Source organism: Hymenobacter sp. 5317J-9 (assembly GCF_022921075.1).
GTDB lineage: Bacteria > Bacteroidota > Bacteroidia > Cytophagales > Hymenobacteraceae > Hymenobacter.
The window spans coordinates 4,172,243-4,187,705 of the sequence record NZ_CP095050.1 but is presented as its reverse complement, the minus strand read 5'-3'; the positions used below and the strand labels follow the sequence as shown (position 1 = coordinate 4,187,705).

Sequence of the window (15,463 nt, the reverse complement as noted above, 5' to 3'; positions counted from 1 at the left end):
GGAAAAGAATTGGGGGGTTGGAGTTTCGTGGGTAAAAGTACCTCCCCGCGAAGGAAGGCACAATGAAAAGCGACAACGGCGCATGTAGAGACGCAACATTTTGCGTCTCGTCGTCCGTGCCGCGTGGATATCGGCCAGTTGCCGGGTGGACTCCATCGTTCAACGACGAGACGCAAAATGTTGCGTCTCTACATGCGCTGCACCGTGAGCACGCGTTCGGAGCTGTCTTCCACCTTGAACCGGTCGTCCACGCGCCAGCCCACCACCCAGCAGATTTTGCCGTCGGCCGAGGTCAGCACGCGCACGTCGTCTTTCAGGTTGAGTGGTACCTTTTGGTCAATGAGGAAGTCGCTGAGCAGCTTTTTGCCCTTCATGCCCAGCGGCATAAACCAGTCGCCTTCCTGCCACTTGCGCAGCGTGAGCGGGAATTTGAGCTTGTCGGCATCGAGCGCGGCCGTGCTTTTCGAGCGCGGAATAATAAAGTGCCGGGCGTCGTCGTGCAGTTCGGCTTTCAGGCGCATGCCGTCGGCCAGCAGGTCGGTTTGGCCCGCCGCCAGTTGGAATGTGCCGAACTGCGACGTGCGCCGCGGGGTGATAACCAGGTTTTCGCGGTCCTTCACCAGCCGGTGCGTGGGCGAGTCGAAGCGCCGGCCGCTCTCGCCGCCGAACGCCGCCACAATGTCCTTCACCAGCAGCCACGAAAAGCCGAAGGGCCGCAGAATCTCCTGCAGCACCAGCGCGGTGGCAGCCGTTTTTTGCAGCGTGCTGATGTTGAGGTACGTCACCTCGGCTTCGTCGCGGCGGGCCTGGGCGGCGGTGTCGGCCACGTAGCGGCGCACAATTTCCTCGGCCCCGCCCACGCGCTCGGCGGTGCCGGCCATGGTTTCGTCGAGGTTGGGGTTGATTTCGCGCAGCACGGGCAGCACCTCGTGGCGCAGCAGGTTGCGCTGGTACACGGGGCTGTCGTTGCTGTCGTCTTCGCGCCAGCGCAGGCCGCGCTCCACCAAGTAGTCGTGCAGGTCGTCGCGGCCCACGCCCAGCAGCGGGCGCACCACGTGGCCGTTTTTCACCTGAATGCCGTGCAGGCCGGCCAGCCCGGTGCCGTGCGCGAGGTTCAGCAGCATGGTTTCGGCCTGGTCGCGCTGGTGGTGGGCGGTGGCCACGTAGGCCAGGCCCTGGGTCTGGCGCACCTGTTCAAACCAGCGATAGCGCAGCAGGCGGGCCGCCATCTGGGTCGAAATGCCTTCCTGCTCGGCAAAGGCTTTGGTCTGAAAAAACTCGGCGAAGTAGGGGAGGCCGTACTGCTTGGCCAGCTTGCGCACAAATTGCTCGTCGGCGTCGGCGTCTTCGCCCCGCAGGCCGAAGTGGCAGTGCGCCACGGCCACCTGAACCCGCAGCCGGTGCAGAATGTCTAATAAAACCACCGAATCCAACCCGCCGCTGACGGCCACGAGGATGGGGTCGTTGTCGATGGAAAACAGGTGGTGCTCCTCAATGAAGCGGCGAACGGTATCGAGCATAAACAAAGCGAGTGCCCGGCTGACCCGCGGACACTACCACGCAAAGATGGCCGTTAGCGCGGGCCCCGTCCGTACCTTTGCCCTCCGAATGTTCTTCTCGCGCGTCTTTTTTCTTCTGCTGATTTTGTTGCCGCTGCTGGGGCAAGCGCAGCGCCCCACCGCGCCGGGCACCGGCACGCCCGTGCCGGTCACCACCGCCCCGGCCCGGGCCGGCACCGCGCCCAAACCCGGCGCAAAGGGTTCGCCCATCAAGCTGCTGACCACCGGCCAGCTGGTGGGCGGCATCTTCAATGGCGTGAAAATTCGCAAGCTGCTGGGCAACGTCAGCTTTCAGCAGGATGACGTGTTTCTGTATTGCGACTCGGCCTACCAATACACCGAAACCAACCAGGTGGAGGCCTTCAGCAACGTGCGCGTGGTGCAAAGCGACACCATGACCATCACCGGCGACCACGGCTTTTACGACGGCACCAAGCGCACGGCCCGCATGACCGGCAACGTGGTGATGCGCGACCCGCGCATGACCCTGACCACGCCGGCCCTCGACTACGACCTGAACCGCAAAACGGCCTCCTACACCCAAACCGGCCACCTCACCGACCCGCAAAACACCCTCGACAGCGAGCAGGGTTTTTATGACACCAACAGCAAGGTGTTCGTTTTCAAGCGGAATGTGCACCTCGTGACGCCCGATTCAGAGCTGAACAACGACACGCTGCGCTACAACACGGTCAGCAAAATTGCCTACTTCAACGGCCCCACCCGCATCAAGGGCAAGTCGGGCAACCTTTACGCCGAGGGCGGCACTTACAACACGATAACGCGGGTTTCCAACTTCAAACAAAACGCCAAAATCGACACGCCCAACTACCTGCTGGGCGGCGACCAGCTGGTGTATGACGAGAAGAAGCAGTATGGCGTGGCTAAGGGGCACGTCTCGCTCATTTCCAAGAAAGACAACCTGACCCTGCGCGGCGACCAAGGCAAGTACTGGCGCGGCCTGGGCCGCACCAAGCTCTACGGCGGCCGGCCCGTGGTGCGCAACATCGGCAACCAGAAAGACACCCTGTACATGGCCGCCGATACGCTCATCAGCATCGAGGCGCGGCCCGGCCAGACCACCACGCGCACGGTACTTTACGCTTACCCCAAGGTGCAGATATTCCGGGGCCAGATGCAGGGCATCTGCGACTCGCTGACCTACGACCGGCAGGACAGCATCATCTACCTCAACCAGGACCCCGTGCTGTGGCAGGCCAAAAACCAGCTCACCTCGGACTCAATGCAAATCCGCTCGAAGCGCGGCAAGGTGGACGAGATGCGCCTCTACGGCAACGCCTTTGCCGTGAGCCAGGACACGCTGCTGAACTTCAACCAGACCAAGGGCCGCAGCATGATGGCCTACTTCCGCGACAACCAGCTGCGGCGCGTGGACGTGCTAGGCAATGCCGAAAGCATCTTCTACGCCCTCGACAACGACACCGCCACCACCGGCATGAACCGTGTGCTCTCGGCCAACATGCGGCTGCTGTTCCTGGAAAGCAAGCTCAACAAAATCACCGTTCTCTCGAACCCCGAGGCCAAGTTCATCCCGCCGCACGAGCTCAAGCCCGACGACGAGCGCCTGAAGGGCTACAAGTGGCGCGCCGCGGAACGCCCCACCCGCCGCCAAGTGTTGGGCAAGCAGTTCGACGACCGACCCAAGAAGCGCAAGCCGGTTAAGAAAAAGACCACAACTACCAAGCGCAGCCCCGCCAGCAAGTCGGCCAAGCCGGTGCCGAAGAAAACCACGCCCAAATCTGCGAGCCCTAAGCCCGCCCCGCCGGCGAAAGCGCCCTTGGCGGCGCCTAACGTGCGGCGCTAGCTGCAACCTTTGGCCCCGGCCCGGCACTCTTGCTGCGGACGGGCCGGCCGGAGTTGGCGCCGCGTTTGCCTTCGCCGGCTCAAATCGTTACCTTTGCACCCCTTATGCCGATTTCCCGCCTCACGGTTCTGTTTCTGCTCGTTAGCACGCTCTTGTTGGGCTCCTGCGCCAGCGGCTACCAAAAATTGCTGAAAAGCACCGACGTCAACAAGAAGTACGAAGCCGCCGTGCAGTACTACGACAAAGGCGACTATTTCCGGGCCGGCACGCTGCTCGAAGACCTCATTCCGCTGCTGAAGGGCCGCCCCGAGGCCGAAAAAGCCCAGTTCTACTTCGCCAATACCAACTTTAAGCAGCGCAACTATGTGCTGAGCGCGTTCTATTTCAAGCAGTTCATCGATACGTACCCGAACTCTGACTATGCCGAGGAAGCTACTTTTCTGAACGCCCGGTCGCTGTTCTTGGACTCGCCTGGCTACGAGCTCGACCAAACCAACACGGTGTCGGCCCTGGAGTCGATTCAGGATTTCCTGAACCGTTACCCCGAAAGCAAGTTCAAGGGCGAAACCGAGAACATGTCGCAGGAGCTGCAGAAGAAGCTGGAAAACAAAGCCTTTGAAAGCGCCCGGCTGTACTACCAGCTCCGCTACAACCAGGCTGCCGTGGTGGCCCTTACCAACTTCCAGCTGCAATACCCCGCTTCGGCCTACGCCGAGCAGGCCTCCTTCCTGCGCCTCAGCGCCCAATATGCCTGGGCACAGGAAAGCATCGAGTCCAAGCAGCGTGAGCGTTATTTGGAGGCGGTGAGCTTCTACCAGCAGTTCATCGACGCCTATCCCAAGAGCAAGAACCTGAAAGCCGCGCAGGACATGTACGATGTCAGCCAGGCCCAAATCACCCGGTTGAAGGCGACGCCAACCGCGGCATCCAACTAATTAGTAACTCATTATGCCCATGAAACCCAATCCCAACACCCCGTCGAGCTCCATCGTGACGCGCAACATCGCCGACATCACCGGCGACAATGGCAACGTGTACGAGGCCATCGCCGTGATTTCGAAGCGCGCCAACCAGCTGTCGGTGAAGCTGAAAGAAGAGTTGAACGACCGGTTGGCCGAGTTCGCTTCTACGGTTGATAACCTGGAAGAAGTGTTCGAGAACCGCGAGCAAATTGAGGTGTCGAAGCAGTACGAGCGCATGCCCAAGCCCACCAGCCTGGCCATCGAGGAGTTCCTGCAGGGCAAGATTGCCTACACCACGCCTGAGCCGGAAGAAGTGCCGATTCCCCGCGAGCTGTTCTAAGGCTGCCGGGTTCGCCAATACGAACGTCATGCTGAGCGCAGCCGAAGCATCTCTACCGCGAGAGTAACGAATTACTTCCTCGGTAGAGAGCTTCGGCTGCGCTCAGCATGACGTTCTTTTGTTTACCAGTTTCTAGCTTCATGGCCGAACAAACAACCAGCAACCAATTAGCCAGCCCCCTCCGCGGCCGCCGCATCCTGCTGGGCGTGAGCGGCAGCATCGCGGCATACAAAGCCGCGCCGCTCACCCGCCTGCTCGTGAAGGCCGGAGCCGAAGTGCAGGTCATCCTCACCGAAGCCGCCTCCGCGTTTGTGACGCCCCTCACCCTGGGCACGCTCTCCAAAAAGCCCGTCCTGACGGGCTTTTTGCGTGACGCGGCCGCTGGCGAATGGCACAACCACGTGGAGCTGGGCCTCTGGGCCGATGCCCTGCTGATTGCGCCGGCCAGCGCCAACACCATTGGTCAGTTGGCCAATGGTTTGTGCCCCAATTTGCTGTGCGCGGTGTATTTGTCGGCCCGCTGCCCCGTGTTCCTGGCTCCGGCTATGGACTTGGACATGTTCGCCCACCCCGCCGTGACGCAGAACCTGGCCCGGCTGCGCAGCTTCGGCAACCACGTCTTCGATTCGCCCAGCGGTGAGCTGGCCAGCGGCCTGAGCGGCCACGGCCGCATGCTGGAGCCTGAGGACATGGTGGCGGAACTCGAGCAGTTTTTTGATAGTGTTGGGTTTGAGCGAACGTCATGCTGAGCGCAGCCGAAGCATCTCTACCGCAGCACTAACTGTACTTACTTCCCCGGTAGAGATGCTTCGGCTGCGCTCAGCATGACGTTCTTTGGGTTGCTCTTCCAAATTATAAGCCCTCATGCGCGTCCTTATCACTTCTGGCCCCACCTACGAACCCCTCGACCCTGTCCGCTTCCTCGGCAACCGCTCCACCGGCAAAATGGGCTACGCGCTGGCCGAAGCCTTTGCCGCTGAAGGCGCCGAAGTGACCTTGGTAAGCGGCCCCAGCCAGCTGGCGGACCCGGCGAGCCCACGTATCCGCACGGTGCGGGTGGAAACGGCGGCGGAAATGTTTGCCGCCGCTGCAGCCGCCGCCGAAACGGCTGACGTGTGGGTGTTTGCGGCGGCGGTGGCCGACTACCGGCCGGCCCACGTGGCGGCTGAAAAGATTAAAAAATCGGGCGACACGCTTACGCTGGAGCTGGTCAAAAACGTGGACATTGCCGCCACGCTCGGCCAGCGCAAGCGGGCTGAACAATTTGCGGTCGGTTTTGCGTTGGAGACTACGAACGAGCTGGCCCATGCCCAGGACAAGCTGCACCGGAAAAACTTCGACCTCGTCGTGCTGAATTCGCTCCGCGACGCGGGTGCGGGTTTCGGCCACGACACCAATAAGGTGACCGTGCTGGACGCCGCCGGCCAAATCGTTAATTTTGAGTTGCAGTCCAAAGCCGACGTGGCCCGCGGACTGGTAAGCCTGATTCTGGCCCGCCGGGCCGCAACCCATTGAAAACCATGTTGCGAAAACTCCTCGCGGCCCTGCCGATACTCGTTTTGCTGCTGGCCGGCCCCGTGGCCCGCGCCCAGGAGCTGCAGGCCGAAGTGACGGTGACCACCGAAAACGTGACGATTTCGGACCCCACCATCGTCACGAGCATGCAAAAGGACATCCGCGAGTTCCTGAACAACCGCGCCTGGACCACCCAAACCTACCGCGACGGGGAGCGCATTCGCCTGCGCATGTTCATCGGCATCACCACCATCCCGCAAAACGGCACCTACAACTGCATCATGCGCTTGGTGTCGACGCGGCCGGTGTACGGCACGGGCTACGAAACCAACGTCATCAGCATCAACGACAAGAGTTTCAATTTCAACTACTCGCCGCAGATGTCGCTGCGCTTCTCGCCCAACAGCTTCGACTCCAACCTGTCGTCGCTGCTGGGGTACTACGCCTACCTCGTCATTGGCATCGACCGCGACACGTTCGGCAAGCTTGGCGGCACGCCGTACTACGAGCTGGCCCGCAACATTGTGAACTACTCGGCCAACCAGACCACCACCAACGAGCCCGACGAAGGATGGCGCGGCACGGGTTCGCGCGAGCGTCACTTCCTGCTCGACAACCTCACCGACCCGCAATTTGAAGCCGTGCGCACCGGCTTGTACAATTACTACCGCTTGGGCATGGACGTGTTTATCGAAAAGCCCGAAGAAGCCCGCGCCTCGGTAATGGCTGCTCTCACCGGCATCCAGAAAGCCGCCATTACGCGGCCGGGCTCGTTGATTTTCCGGGCGTTTTTCGACGCTAAGGCCGAGGAAATTGCCAACATCTTCCGCACCAGTCCGGACCAGTCGCAGAAGCAGCAGCTTGTGACCATGCTCACGGAAGTGGACCCCGGCAATTCGGCTAAATACCAAACTGTATTGAAGTAAAACCTGGAATTGGAACCAGAAAAACGGTCATGCTGAGTGCAGCCGAAGCATCTCTACCGGGGAAGTACCTAACTACTCTCGCGCTAGAGATGCTTCGGTTGCGCGCAGCATGACGGCTGATTATCCAACGACTTTACATTAGTTATGCTTGTCGATTTACGAATTAAGAATTACGCGCTGATTGAGCAGCTGGAGCTGCGGCCGTCGCCATTGCTGAATATCATTACGGGTGAAACCGGAGCCGGCAAATCCATTATGCTGGGCGCTATTGGCCTGCTGCTGGGCAACCGCGCCGACTCGCGCATGCTGTTCGATACCGAACGCAAGTGCGTGATTGAGGGCCAGTTTGACATTGCCAACTACCAGCTGCAGGACATCTTCGACGCCGAAGACCTGGACTACGACACGCACTGCATTCTGCGGCGCGAAATCAGCCCAAATGGTAAGTCGCGCGCTTTCGTGAACGACACGCCCGTGACCTTGGAAGCCCTGCGGAAAATTGGGGCCAACCTGATGGACATTCACTCGCAGCACGACACGCTGCTGCTGGGCGACGGGGTTTTCCAACTCAACCTGCTGGATTTGTACGCCGGGCTGGTGCCACAGCGCACCGCGTACGGCAGCGCTTTCCGCACCTACCGCAAGCTGGAAGTTGACTTGCAGGCTCTGGAAAGCCAGGCTGCTCAGGCTAGCAAGGAGCTGGACTACAATAGCTTCCTGCTGAGCGAGCTCGAAGAAGCCCGCCTCGACAACGAAGACCAGGAAGCCCTGGAACAGGAGGTGAAGCAGCTGGAGCACGCCGAGGAAATCAAATACAAGCTGAGCCAGGCGCTGCACGGCCTACGCGACAGCGAAAGCTGCGCCACTGGCACCATGAAGGAAGCTTCGGTGCTGTTGGGCCAGGTGGCCAGCTACGCCGACAACTTCAAGGAGCTGCGCGAGCGTCTGGAAAGCTGCCTGATTGAGCTGCACGACATCGCCGACGAAGTGGAAGTGGCCGAGCGCCGCACCGAAGGCGACCCCGCCCGCGCCGAGGAACTGCAGGACCGCCTCAACGTGCTCTACACTTTGCAGCGCAAGCACCAGGCCCGCGACCTGCCCGCCCTCATTGAAGTGCGCGACAGCCTGCGCCAGAAAGTGAGCTCAGTGCTGAACCTGGACAAGGAAATCAACCGCCTGCGCAAGGACTCCGACGCCGCCCTGGCCGCCGTTACCAAGCAGGGCGCCAAGCTGTCGGAAAGCCGCCGCAAGTCGTTCCCCAACTTCGAGAAGCAGCTGGGCCTGTTGCTGGCCGACCTCGGCATGCCACACGCCCGCATCGTGGTGCAAAACGCAGTAGGGGCGCCCACCGCCAGCGGCATCGACGTGGTGAACATTCTCTTCACCGCCAACAAAGGCGCCCAGCCGCAAACGCTGAGCAAGGCCGCCTCGGGCGGCGAATTCTCGCGCCTGATGCTGTGCATCAAGTACATGCTGGCCGATAAAACGGCGCTGCCCACGATAGTGTTCGACGAAATTGACACCGGCATCAGCGGCGAGATTGCCGTGAAAGTGGGCCGCATGATGCAGCAAATGGCGCAGAAGCACCAGCTGGTGGCCATTTCGCACCTGCCGCAGATGGCTGCTGCTGGCGACGTGCACTACTTCGTGTACAAGGAAGACCGCGCCGACCGCACGGTGAGCCGCATCCGCGAGTTGAGCCAGGAGGAGCGCATCAAGGAAATCGCGCACATGATTGCGGGGGCCAAGCCCAGCGAAAACGCCTTCCAGAGCGCCCGCGAGCTGCTGGCGCTGCGGGGCGAAACGGTGGGATAATGCGGGAGGGTATGGGGGTAGGAGGGTAGGAAGGATTAGCTAACTTGCGCCGGGTTTGGTGGCCTGTGGCCCCTCGTACCCTCCTACCCCCATACCCTCTTACCCTAAAAAACAATGGCTAACAACCTCCTCGCCGGCAAAGTCGGCATTATTTCCGGCGCCCTCAACGACCAATCCATTGCTTGGAAAGTGGCCCAGCGGGCGCACGCCGAAGGAGCCCGTTTTGTGCTCACCAACGCGCCGCTGGCCATGCGCATGGGCGAAATCAACAAGCTGAGCGAGGAGTGCAACGCGCCCATCATCCCGGCCGATGCTACGTCGGTGGAAGAGCTGGAGGCGCTGTTTTCGGGGGCGCAAGAGCAGCTGGGCGGCAAGATTGACTTCGTGCTGCACAGCATTGGCATGAGCGCCAACATCCGCAAAAAGAAGCACTACGGCGAGCTGGACTACAAATTCTTCAACCAGACCATCGACGTATCGGCGCTGTCGTTCCACAAGATGATGGCCGTGGCTGAGAAGCTCGACGCCATGAACGAGTGGGGCAGCATTGTGGGCCTGAGCTACATCGCCGCGCAGCGCGCCTTTCTCGACTACACCGACATGACGCAGGCCAAGGCCATGCTCGAAAGCATTGCCCGCAGCTACGGCCAGCGCTTCGGCAAGCTCAAGAAAGTGCGCGTGAACACGGTGTCGCAGTCGCCCACCAAAACCACGGCCGGCACCGGCATCACCGGCTTCGACGCCTTCTACAACTTCGCCGACATGATGTCGCCGCTGGGCAATGCCCCGGCCGAGGCCTGCGCCGACTACTGCATCTCGCTCTTCTCGGACCTGACCCGCTACGTGACCATGCAGAACCTCATGCACGACGGCGGCTTCAGCACCACCGGCATCTCGGCCGAGATTGTGGACGTGCTGACGAAAGTGGCCGGCATGCAGGAATAGAGGTGCTTTCCTGAAAAGGAAAAAGCCCGACCGGTTGGTCGGGCTTTTTTTGTGGGCTGGGTTGGGCAGCCGTGGCCGTCGCCTAATACAAGGTGCGGCTGACGGTCAGAGAGAGTTCTGCGTAGCTGCGCACTTGGTTGAAGGCCACGCCGGCCAACAAGTGCCCTGGCAGGTAGTGCTGAAGCCGCGCCTGCCATTGCCAGCCGCCGGGCCAGTGTGTGGCCTGCGCGCTACCCACCAGGTTCAGCGGCAGCTCCGAGCTGCTGAGGCCAAACACGTAGCCGTAGCCAGCTACCGTGGTCGGAGTCTCGGCGGTAAGGGAGGTGAATTGGGCGTAGCCGCATCCCAGGAGTAGGTTGGGCAGCCACGCGGCCCCGATGCCGTGAATCGACGTGCTTGCCGTGGCCGTGTAGCTGCTGAACAGCAGGTTGGCCGGCGCGGCCCGCAGGTGCTGGTAGTCGAGGCTGGGGTAAATGACGAAGTGGCGACCTGACTGTATGCTATGTATGTTCAGGCCGGCGGTGACTACTTGGTTGCTGCTAAAATTGGTTTGGTAGCCCACGCTGGCCGTGATGGGCAGCCGCGCCAGCCGCGACCCGTACAGCTTCAGCGCGCCGCCGAAGGGGGCGTAGCGAAGCCCGCTGCTCAGGCCAACTTCGGCGAGCGGCTGCACTACTTCGCAGTCGATAATCTGCTTGGTATCAACCACCAGCCGCACGATGCTGGTACTGCCGGCGGCCACGCGGCGCTGCTGCGTAACGTAGCCGATATAGTAGAACGTGAGCGCAATGCTGTCGGCTGCCGATGGCAAGGTTAGGGAGAAACGGCCCTCGGCATCGGCGGAGACGCCGTTGAGCGTGCCGGTTTGCAGCACGGTGACGCCAAACAGGCCATTACCGGTCTCGGCATCAAGCACGCGGCCGGAAACGGTGGTTTGAGCAAGCGCAAGGTGGGGCAGCAGCCAGACGCCGCAAAATAGGAGTAGTAAAAACCGCATCAGCGAGGCTTTAAGGGTGCAAGTAGCAGGCTGATGCGGCCCGCGCCGGAATTGCATAAGCCGCCGGCCGAAAATGGTTTTTGCCGGGCCCGCGCCATCGTTCCCGGCAACGATTGCGCGAAAATACCCGTGCCCGGCCGCGCCAATTGCCCGGGGCGGCCGGTAAGTTGCGGCCGCAACACCTCCCAAACCATGAAGAATCTATTGCTGCTACTGCTGCTGAGCTGCGGCGGGCTGGGCCGGGCCTGGGGCTACGATTTCGTGGTGGCCGCCGATGGCAGCGGCAAGTTCCGCACCGTGCAGGAGGCCTTCAATGCCGTGCCCGACTTCCGGAAAAAAGTCACCACTATTTTCGTCAAAAAGGGCATTTACAAGGAGAAACTGATTCTGGCCGGTTCCAAGCAATTCGTCAAGCTCATTGGCGAGGACCGGGACCGCACCATCCTGACCTACGACGACTACAACCAGAAGAAAAACATCTTTGGCGAAGACAAGGGCACGTCGGGCTCGGCAAGCTGCTACATCTACGGCGGCGATTTTTCGGCTGAGAACCTCACATTTCAGAATTCGTCGGGGCCGGTGGGGCAGGCCGTGGCCATGTGGGTTGATGGCGACAAAGCGTCGTTTGTGAACTGCCGGTTTCTGGGCTTTCAGGACACGCTGTACACGTATGGGCGCGGCAGCCGGCAGTTTTATAAGAGCTGCTACATCGAAGGCACGGTGGATTTCATCTTCGGCTCCAGCACGGCCTGGTTTGAGGACTGCGAGATTTTTTGCAAGAAGGGCGGCTTCGTCACGGCGGCTTCCACGCCCGACACGGCTCGGTTTGGCTACGTGTTCAGCCGCTGCCGCATCGGCGGCGACGCACCGGTGGGCAGCTTCGGGCTGGGCCGGCCCTGGCGCCCCTTCGCCAAAACCGTGTACCTCAACTGCGAACTCAGCGCCGTGATTCGGCCCGAGGGCTGGGACCCCTGGGATAAGGAGTCGAACAAGAAAACGGCCTACTACGCCGAATACCAAAGCCGCGGGCCCGGTGCGGCGCCCACCAAGCGCGCGCCGTGGTCGCACCAGCTCAGCGAGGCCGAAGCCAAAGTGTACACCCGCGACAACGTGCTGCACGGCTGGAACCCCGAAGCTAAATGATGCGGTAGCGTGGACTCTGCGAGTCCGCGCCTAATTGAACGTTAGTCCATGCGCGGACTCGCAGAGGCCACGCTACACTCCCCTTTACTAATGAAACAATCTATCTGGGCGGTTCTGCTGCTGGCTTCCATTGCCGCGCAAGCCCAAATTGCTCCCAAGTCCGGCACCATCACCGTGGCGCCCGATGGCAGCGGCACCTACCGCACCGTGCAGGAAGCCGTGGACGCCGTGCCCAACCAGTCGCCCACCACCGTCACCATCCGCATCAAAAAGGGCACTTACCGCGAAAAGCTGGTGGTGCCCGCCGGCAAAACCCATCTGCGGCTGGTGGGAGAGGACGCGGCGGCCACCGTCATCACGTTCAGCGACCACACCGGCGACGCGGCCGGGCACAATACCCAAACCTCGCACTCGGTGCTGGTGCAGGCGCCCGACTTTGCAGCCGAAAACCTGACGTTTGAAAACGCCGCGGGCTATACCGCTGGCCAGGCCGTGGCCCTGCACGTGGAGGGCGACCGCGCCACTTTCCGCCACTGCCGCATGGTGGGGAACCAAGACGTGTTGCTGCTGGCCACGGGCGGCACCCGCCAGTACTTCAAGGACTGCTACATCGAGGGAACTACCGATTTCATTTTCGGCGCCAGCACGGCCGTTTTCGACCATTGCACCATCAAGAGCAAGAAAAACTCCTTCATCACGGCGGCGTCCACGCCGGCGGGGCAGGCGTTCGGCTTCGTGTTTATGAAGTGCACGCTGACCGCCGACACGGCCTTGGCCAAAAAAGTAAACCTGGGCCGGCCTTGGCGCCCCAATGCCCGAGTGGTGTACCTCAACACCGCCATGGGCGCCCACATTACGCCCACCGCCTGGGACAACTGGAAAAACCCCGAAAACGAAAAGACGGCCTATTTCGCGGAATACAAGTCGACCGGGCCGGGTGCCAATCCGAAGGGCCGCGTGGCGTGGTCGCACCAGCTCACCGCGGCCGAGGCGAAGCAGTACACGCTCAAGACCATTTTTGCGGCCGGTGAGCCGTGGCTGCCGGGGAAGTAGAACGTCATGCCAAGCGCAGCCGAGGCATGACGTTCAACTAGTGCTTAATAGCCCTTGCTCAGCTCCACCAGGTTCACCAGGGGCTGGCTGGTGCGCAGGCGCTCCAGGTTTTCGAGCAGCATGTCGACTTTGCTTTCGTCTTCGAGGGCCTGGCCGCCGCCGGTGTGTTGGGTGAGCAGCACGTTGGGCAGGCTCCAGAGCGGGTTATCGGTGGGCAGGGGCTCGATGGCCGTCACGTCGAGCACGGCGCCGCCGAGGTAGCCCGCCTGCAGCAGGCGCAGCAGGGCGGGCTCGTCGGTGGTGTTGCCGCGGCCCACGCTGGCGTAGATGCTGCCCGGGCGCATGGCTTCCAGCAAGTCGGCGGAGAAAAAGCCCACGGCGCTGCCAGGGAGGGTGTTTATTACGATGTCGGTGTCGGGCAGGGCCGCTTTGAGCTCCTCCTTGGTGTGGAGCTGGGCCGAGGGGCTGGTGCGGGCCAGCAGCTGAACCGCACACTCGAAGCCGTGGAGCTGCTGGCGCACGGCTACCGCAATGGCGCCGGCGCCCAGCACCACCACGCGCTTGCCGCGCAGCAGGCCGGCGCGGTTGCGCACGAAGGCGCCGCCCACCCATTTCTTCTGCGACTGCAGCACGGCCAGCTCGGGCAGGTGGCGGTAGAGGGCCAGCAGGCCTCCCACCATGGTTTCGGCGCAGGGCCAGGCGAAAAAGTCGCCCATGTTGGCCACCGGTATGGAAAGATGCACCTGTCGGTAGCGCTCGAACCCGGCCGAATCGATTTGCCAGAACTGCAGCTGGGGTGGGGCCCCGGCCGCAAACCAGGCCGGCGGCGGGTTGCCCATCAGCAAATCGGCGTCTTGGAAGGCCGGAAACTGCTGCTCGGTGGGCAGGTCGTTGCAGAAAATGATTTCCAGGTCGGAGGGGGCCAGCCGTTGCAGGTGCCCGCGCGCCGAAGCACTCAGCGGAGAAAAAACAAAAAGACGCATGCAGGAGCCGCGCAGGACGCGGCAAAATTGGGGGAACGCCCAAAACGTGAGCGGGCCGGCAAAGTTGCTGCGTAAATGGCGTACGTTTCATGAAGCCGGTCGACTCGTAGCGCGGGCTCGGTGGTCCGCGCTACGAGCTGAGCGGTTCCAAAATGCCGCTAGCGGGCGCTTTCGTCGCCGTCGACGGGCTTGCTTTGCTGGTGTACCTGGGCGGCCACCAGCGGGTCGGGCATCACTTTGCTGAAGCCCACCTGCACGTTGTTCATCACGCCGGCAATGATGCGGCTTTCGCCTTTCATCAGGGCTTTGTAGCCTTCTTTGGCCACGTCGGCGGGCTCCATGCCCTGGCCTTCGGCCACGTTTTTGGCCTGCGTCATGTGGGCTTTGTTGAAGAAGTCGGTTTTGGTGATGCCCGGCAGCAGGTTGGTGATGGTGACGTTCGAGTCCTTGTTTTCTTCCTGGATGGATTCGACAAAGGAATTCACGAAGGCCTTGGTGCCATGGTACACGGCTTGCAGCGGGCCGGGCAGTTCGCCCGCAATGCTGCCCACAAACAGGATTTTGCCCTCGTTGCGGGCCTTAAATTCCTGCAGGTAGAGCTTGGCAAACACCACGTAGGCGCCGATGTTGAGCTGAATGATGTCGAGCTCGCGGTTGATGTCGGTGGTGTCGAAGGTGCCGTACTGGCCCTGGCCGGCGTCGTTCACCAGCACGTCAATCTGCAGGCCTTGCTGCTTGATTTCGTTGTACACCTCAAACGGTGCGTCGCGCTTGAACAGGTCTTTGGCGATGGTCGTGACTTCGACGCCGAATTGCTGGCGCAGCTCCGAGGCGGCCTGGTTGAGCAGGTCGGGCTCGAGGGCCACGAGCACGAGGTTGAATTTGTCTTGCGCGAAGCAGGTGGCCAGCTCGCGGCCAATGCCGCTGCTGGCGCCGGTGATGAGGGCGGTTTGGGTTGCCATAAAATGTGGAAAGGTTAGGAGGAAAGGAGTGTTTCCTAACGAGTCCGGTTTGGCAGAGGTTACCGCCGAAATTGCCGCGGCGTGGCTACAGAGCCTCTAATTGCTGCTGCGCCTTGCGCGGCAGCTTGGCCCGCACGGTGCGGTAGGAGTGCCGGAGGTAGCGCTCCCACTGCGCGGGGCCGAGGCGGGCAATGTTGTCAATCGTGACCCAGCCGTAGCGGCCCAGGTGCTTGTTGGGGCTGAAGCCGGGGCTTTCGAGCAGGGTTTCCAACTCCTCGGGCGGGGCGATGAACGAGGCGGTGGGCGGCAGGGCATCGGGCGAGGTGCCGAGGTACATTTTGCCGCCCACGCTGAAGCACAGATGCACGCCCCATTTCAGGTCCTCGGTGGTGCCGGGCAGGCGCAGGCATAGGGCTTGGAGGTCTTCGATGGTCATAC

The 15,463-nt window shown here is 61.8% G+C and carries 15 protein-coding genes; 10 read left to right on the top strand and 5 right to left on the bottom strand.

The features are described 5' to 3' along the window. Positions 1-188: 188 nt before the first annotated feature. A complete protein-coding gene (gene tilS, locus MUN81_RS17555) occupies positions 189-1,520 on the bottom strand; it encodes a tRNA lysidine(34) synthetase TilS (protein WP_245112796.1) in 1,332 nt (443 codons plus the stop codon). A gap of 88 nt (positions 1,521-1,608) precedes the next feature. On the opposite strand from tilS, the gene MUN81_RS17550 reads away from it, so the two are divergent. The 8 genes from MUN81_RS17550 (at position 1,609) to MUN81_RS17515 (ending at position 9,887) form a co-directional block, all read left to right on the top strand. Further along, positions 1,609-3,384, top strand: a complete 1,776-nt coding sequence (locus MUN81_RS17550; RefSeq protein ID WP_245112795.1) for an OstA-like protein — start codon at positions 1,609-1,611, stop codon at positions 3,382-3,384. Positions 3,385-3,488: 104 nt separating this feature from the next. Further along, complete coding sequence (gene bamD / locus MUN81_RS17545; protein WP_245112793.1) at positions 3,489-4,319, top strand: outer membrane protein assembly factor BamD; 831 nt, start codon at positions 3,489-3,491, stop codon at positions 4,317-4,319. Positions 4,320-4,338: 19 nt separating this feature from the next. Then, positions 4,339-4,686 (top strand): DNA-directed RNA polymerase subunit omega, encoded by a 348-nt coding sequence (locus tag MUN81_RS17540; protein ID WP_190923106.1) that lies wholly within the window; start codon positions 4,339-4,341, stop codon positions 4,684-4,686. A 140-nt stretch (positions 4,687-4,826) separates the two neighbouring features. Further along, complete coding sequence (locus tag MUN81_RS17535; RefSeq protein ID WP_348533145.1) at positions 4,827-5,435, top strand: flavoprotein; 609 nt, start codon at positions 4,827-4,829, stop codon at positions 5,433-5,435. A 115-nt stretch (positions 5,436-5,550) separates the two neighbouring features. Next, a complete protein-coding gene (locus tag MUN81_RS17530) occupies positions 5,551-6,201 on the top strand; it encodes a phosphopantothenoylcysteine decarboxylase (protein ID WP_245112784.1) in 651 nt (216 codons plus the stop codon). A 5-nt stretch (positions 6,202-6,206) separates the two neighbouring features. Next, a complete protein-coding gene (locus MUN81_RS17525) occupies positions 6,207-7,127 on the top strand; it encodes a DUF4835 family protein (RefSeq protein ID WP_245112776.1) in 921 nt (306 codons plus the stop codon). Positions 7,128-7,271: 144 nt separating this feature from the next. Then, positions 7,272-8,942 (top strand): DNA repair protein RecN, encoded by a 1,671-nt coding sequence (gene recN / locus MUN81_RS17520; protein ID WP_245112774.1) that lies wholly within the window; start codon positions 7,272-7,274, stop codon positions 8,940-8,942. A gap of 114 nt (positions 8,943-9,056) precedes the next feature. Continuing rightward, positions 9,057-9,887, top strand: a complete 831-nt coding sequence (locus MUN81_RS17515) for an SDR family oxidoreductase (protein WP_245112772.1) — start codon at positions 9,057-9,059, stop codon at positions 9,885-9,887. A gap of 82 nt (positions 9,888-9,969) precedes the next feature. Here MUN81_RS17515 and MUN81_RS17510 read toward each other — a convergent pair whose 3' ends face one another. Continuing rightward, entirely contained in the window at positions 9,970-10,884 is a 915-nt protein-coding gene (locus MUN81_RS17510; protein ID WP_245112763.1) for a carboxypeptidase-like regulatory domain-containing protein, read from the bottom strand. Positions 10,885-11,076: 192 nt separating this feature from the next. On the opposite strand from MUN81_RS17510, the gene MUN81_RS17505 reads away from it, so the two are divergent. Together MUN81_RS17505 and MUN81_RS17500 are read left to right on the top strand one after the other, a co-directional pair. Continuing rightward, entirely contained in the window at positions 11,077-12,027 is a 951-nt protein-coding gene (locus MUN81_RS17505; protein ID WP_245112761.1) for a pectinesterase family protein, read from the top strand. Between the two features lie 90 nt (positions 12,028-12,117). Further along, positions 12,118-13,080, top strand: coding sequence for a pectinesterase family protein (locus MUN81_RS17500; protein ID WP_245112759.1), 963 nt, complete (start codon positions 12,118-12,120; stop codon positions 13,078-13,080). A gap of 44 nt (positions 13,081-13,124) precedes the next feature. Here MUN81_RS17500 and MUN81_RS17495 read toward each other — a convergent pair whose 3' ends face one another. The 3 genes from MUN81_RS17495 to MUN81_RS17485 form a co-directional block, all read right to left on the bottom strand. After that, a complete protein-coding gene (locus tag MUN81_RS17495) occupies positions 13,125-14,063 on the bottom strand; it encodes a D-2-hydroxyacid dehydrogenase (RefSeq protein ID WP_245112758.1) in 939 nt (312 codons plus the stop codon). Positions 14,064-14,221: 158 nt separating this feature from the next. Beyond that, on the bottom strand, positions 14,222-15,025 hold the full coding sequence (locus MUN81_RS17490) for an SDR family oxidoreductase (RefSeq protein WP_245112756.1): 804 nt from the start codon (positions 15,023-15,025) through the stop codon (positions 14,222-14,224). 85 nt (positions 15,026-15,110) lie between these two features. Further along, entirely contained in the window at positions 15,111-15,461 is a 351-nt protein-coding gene (locus MUN81_RS17485; protein ID WP_245112755.1) for an MmcQ/YjbR family DNA-binding protein, read from the bottom strand. Positions 15,462-15,463 lie beyond the last annotated feature (2 nt).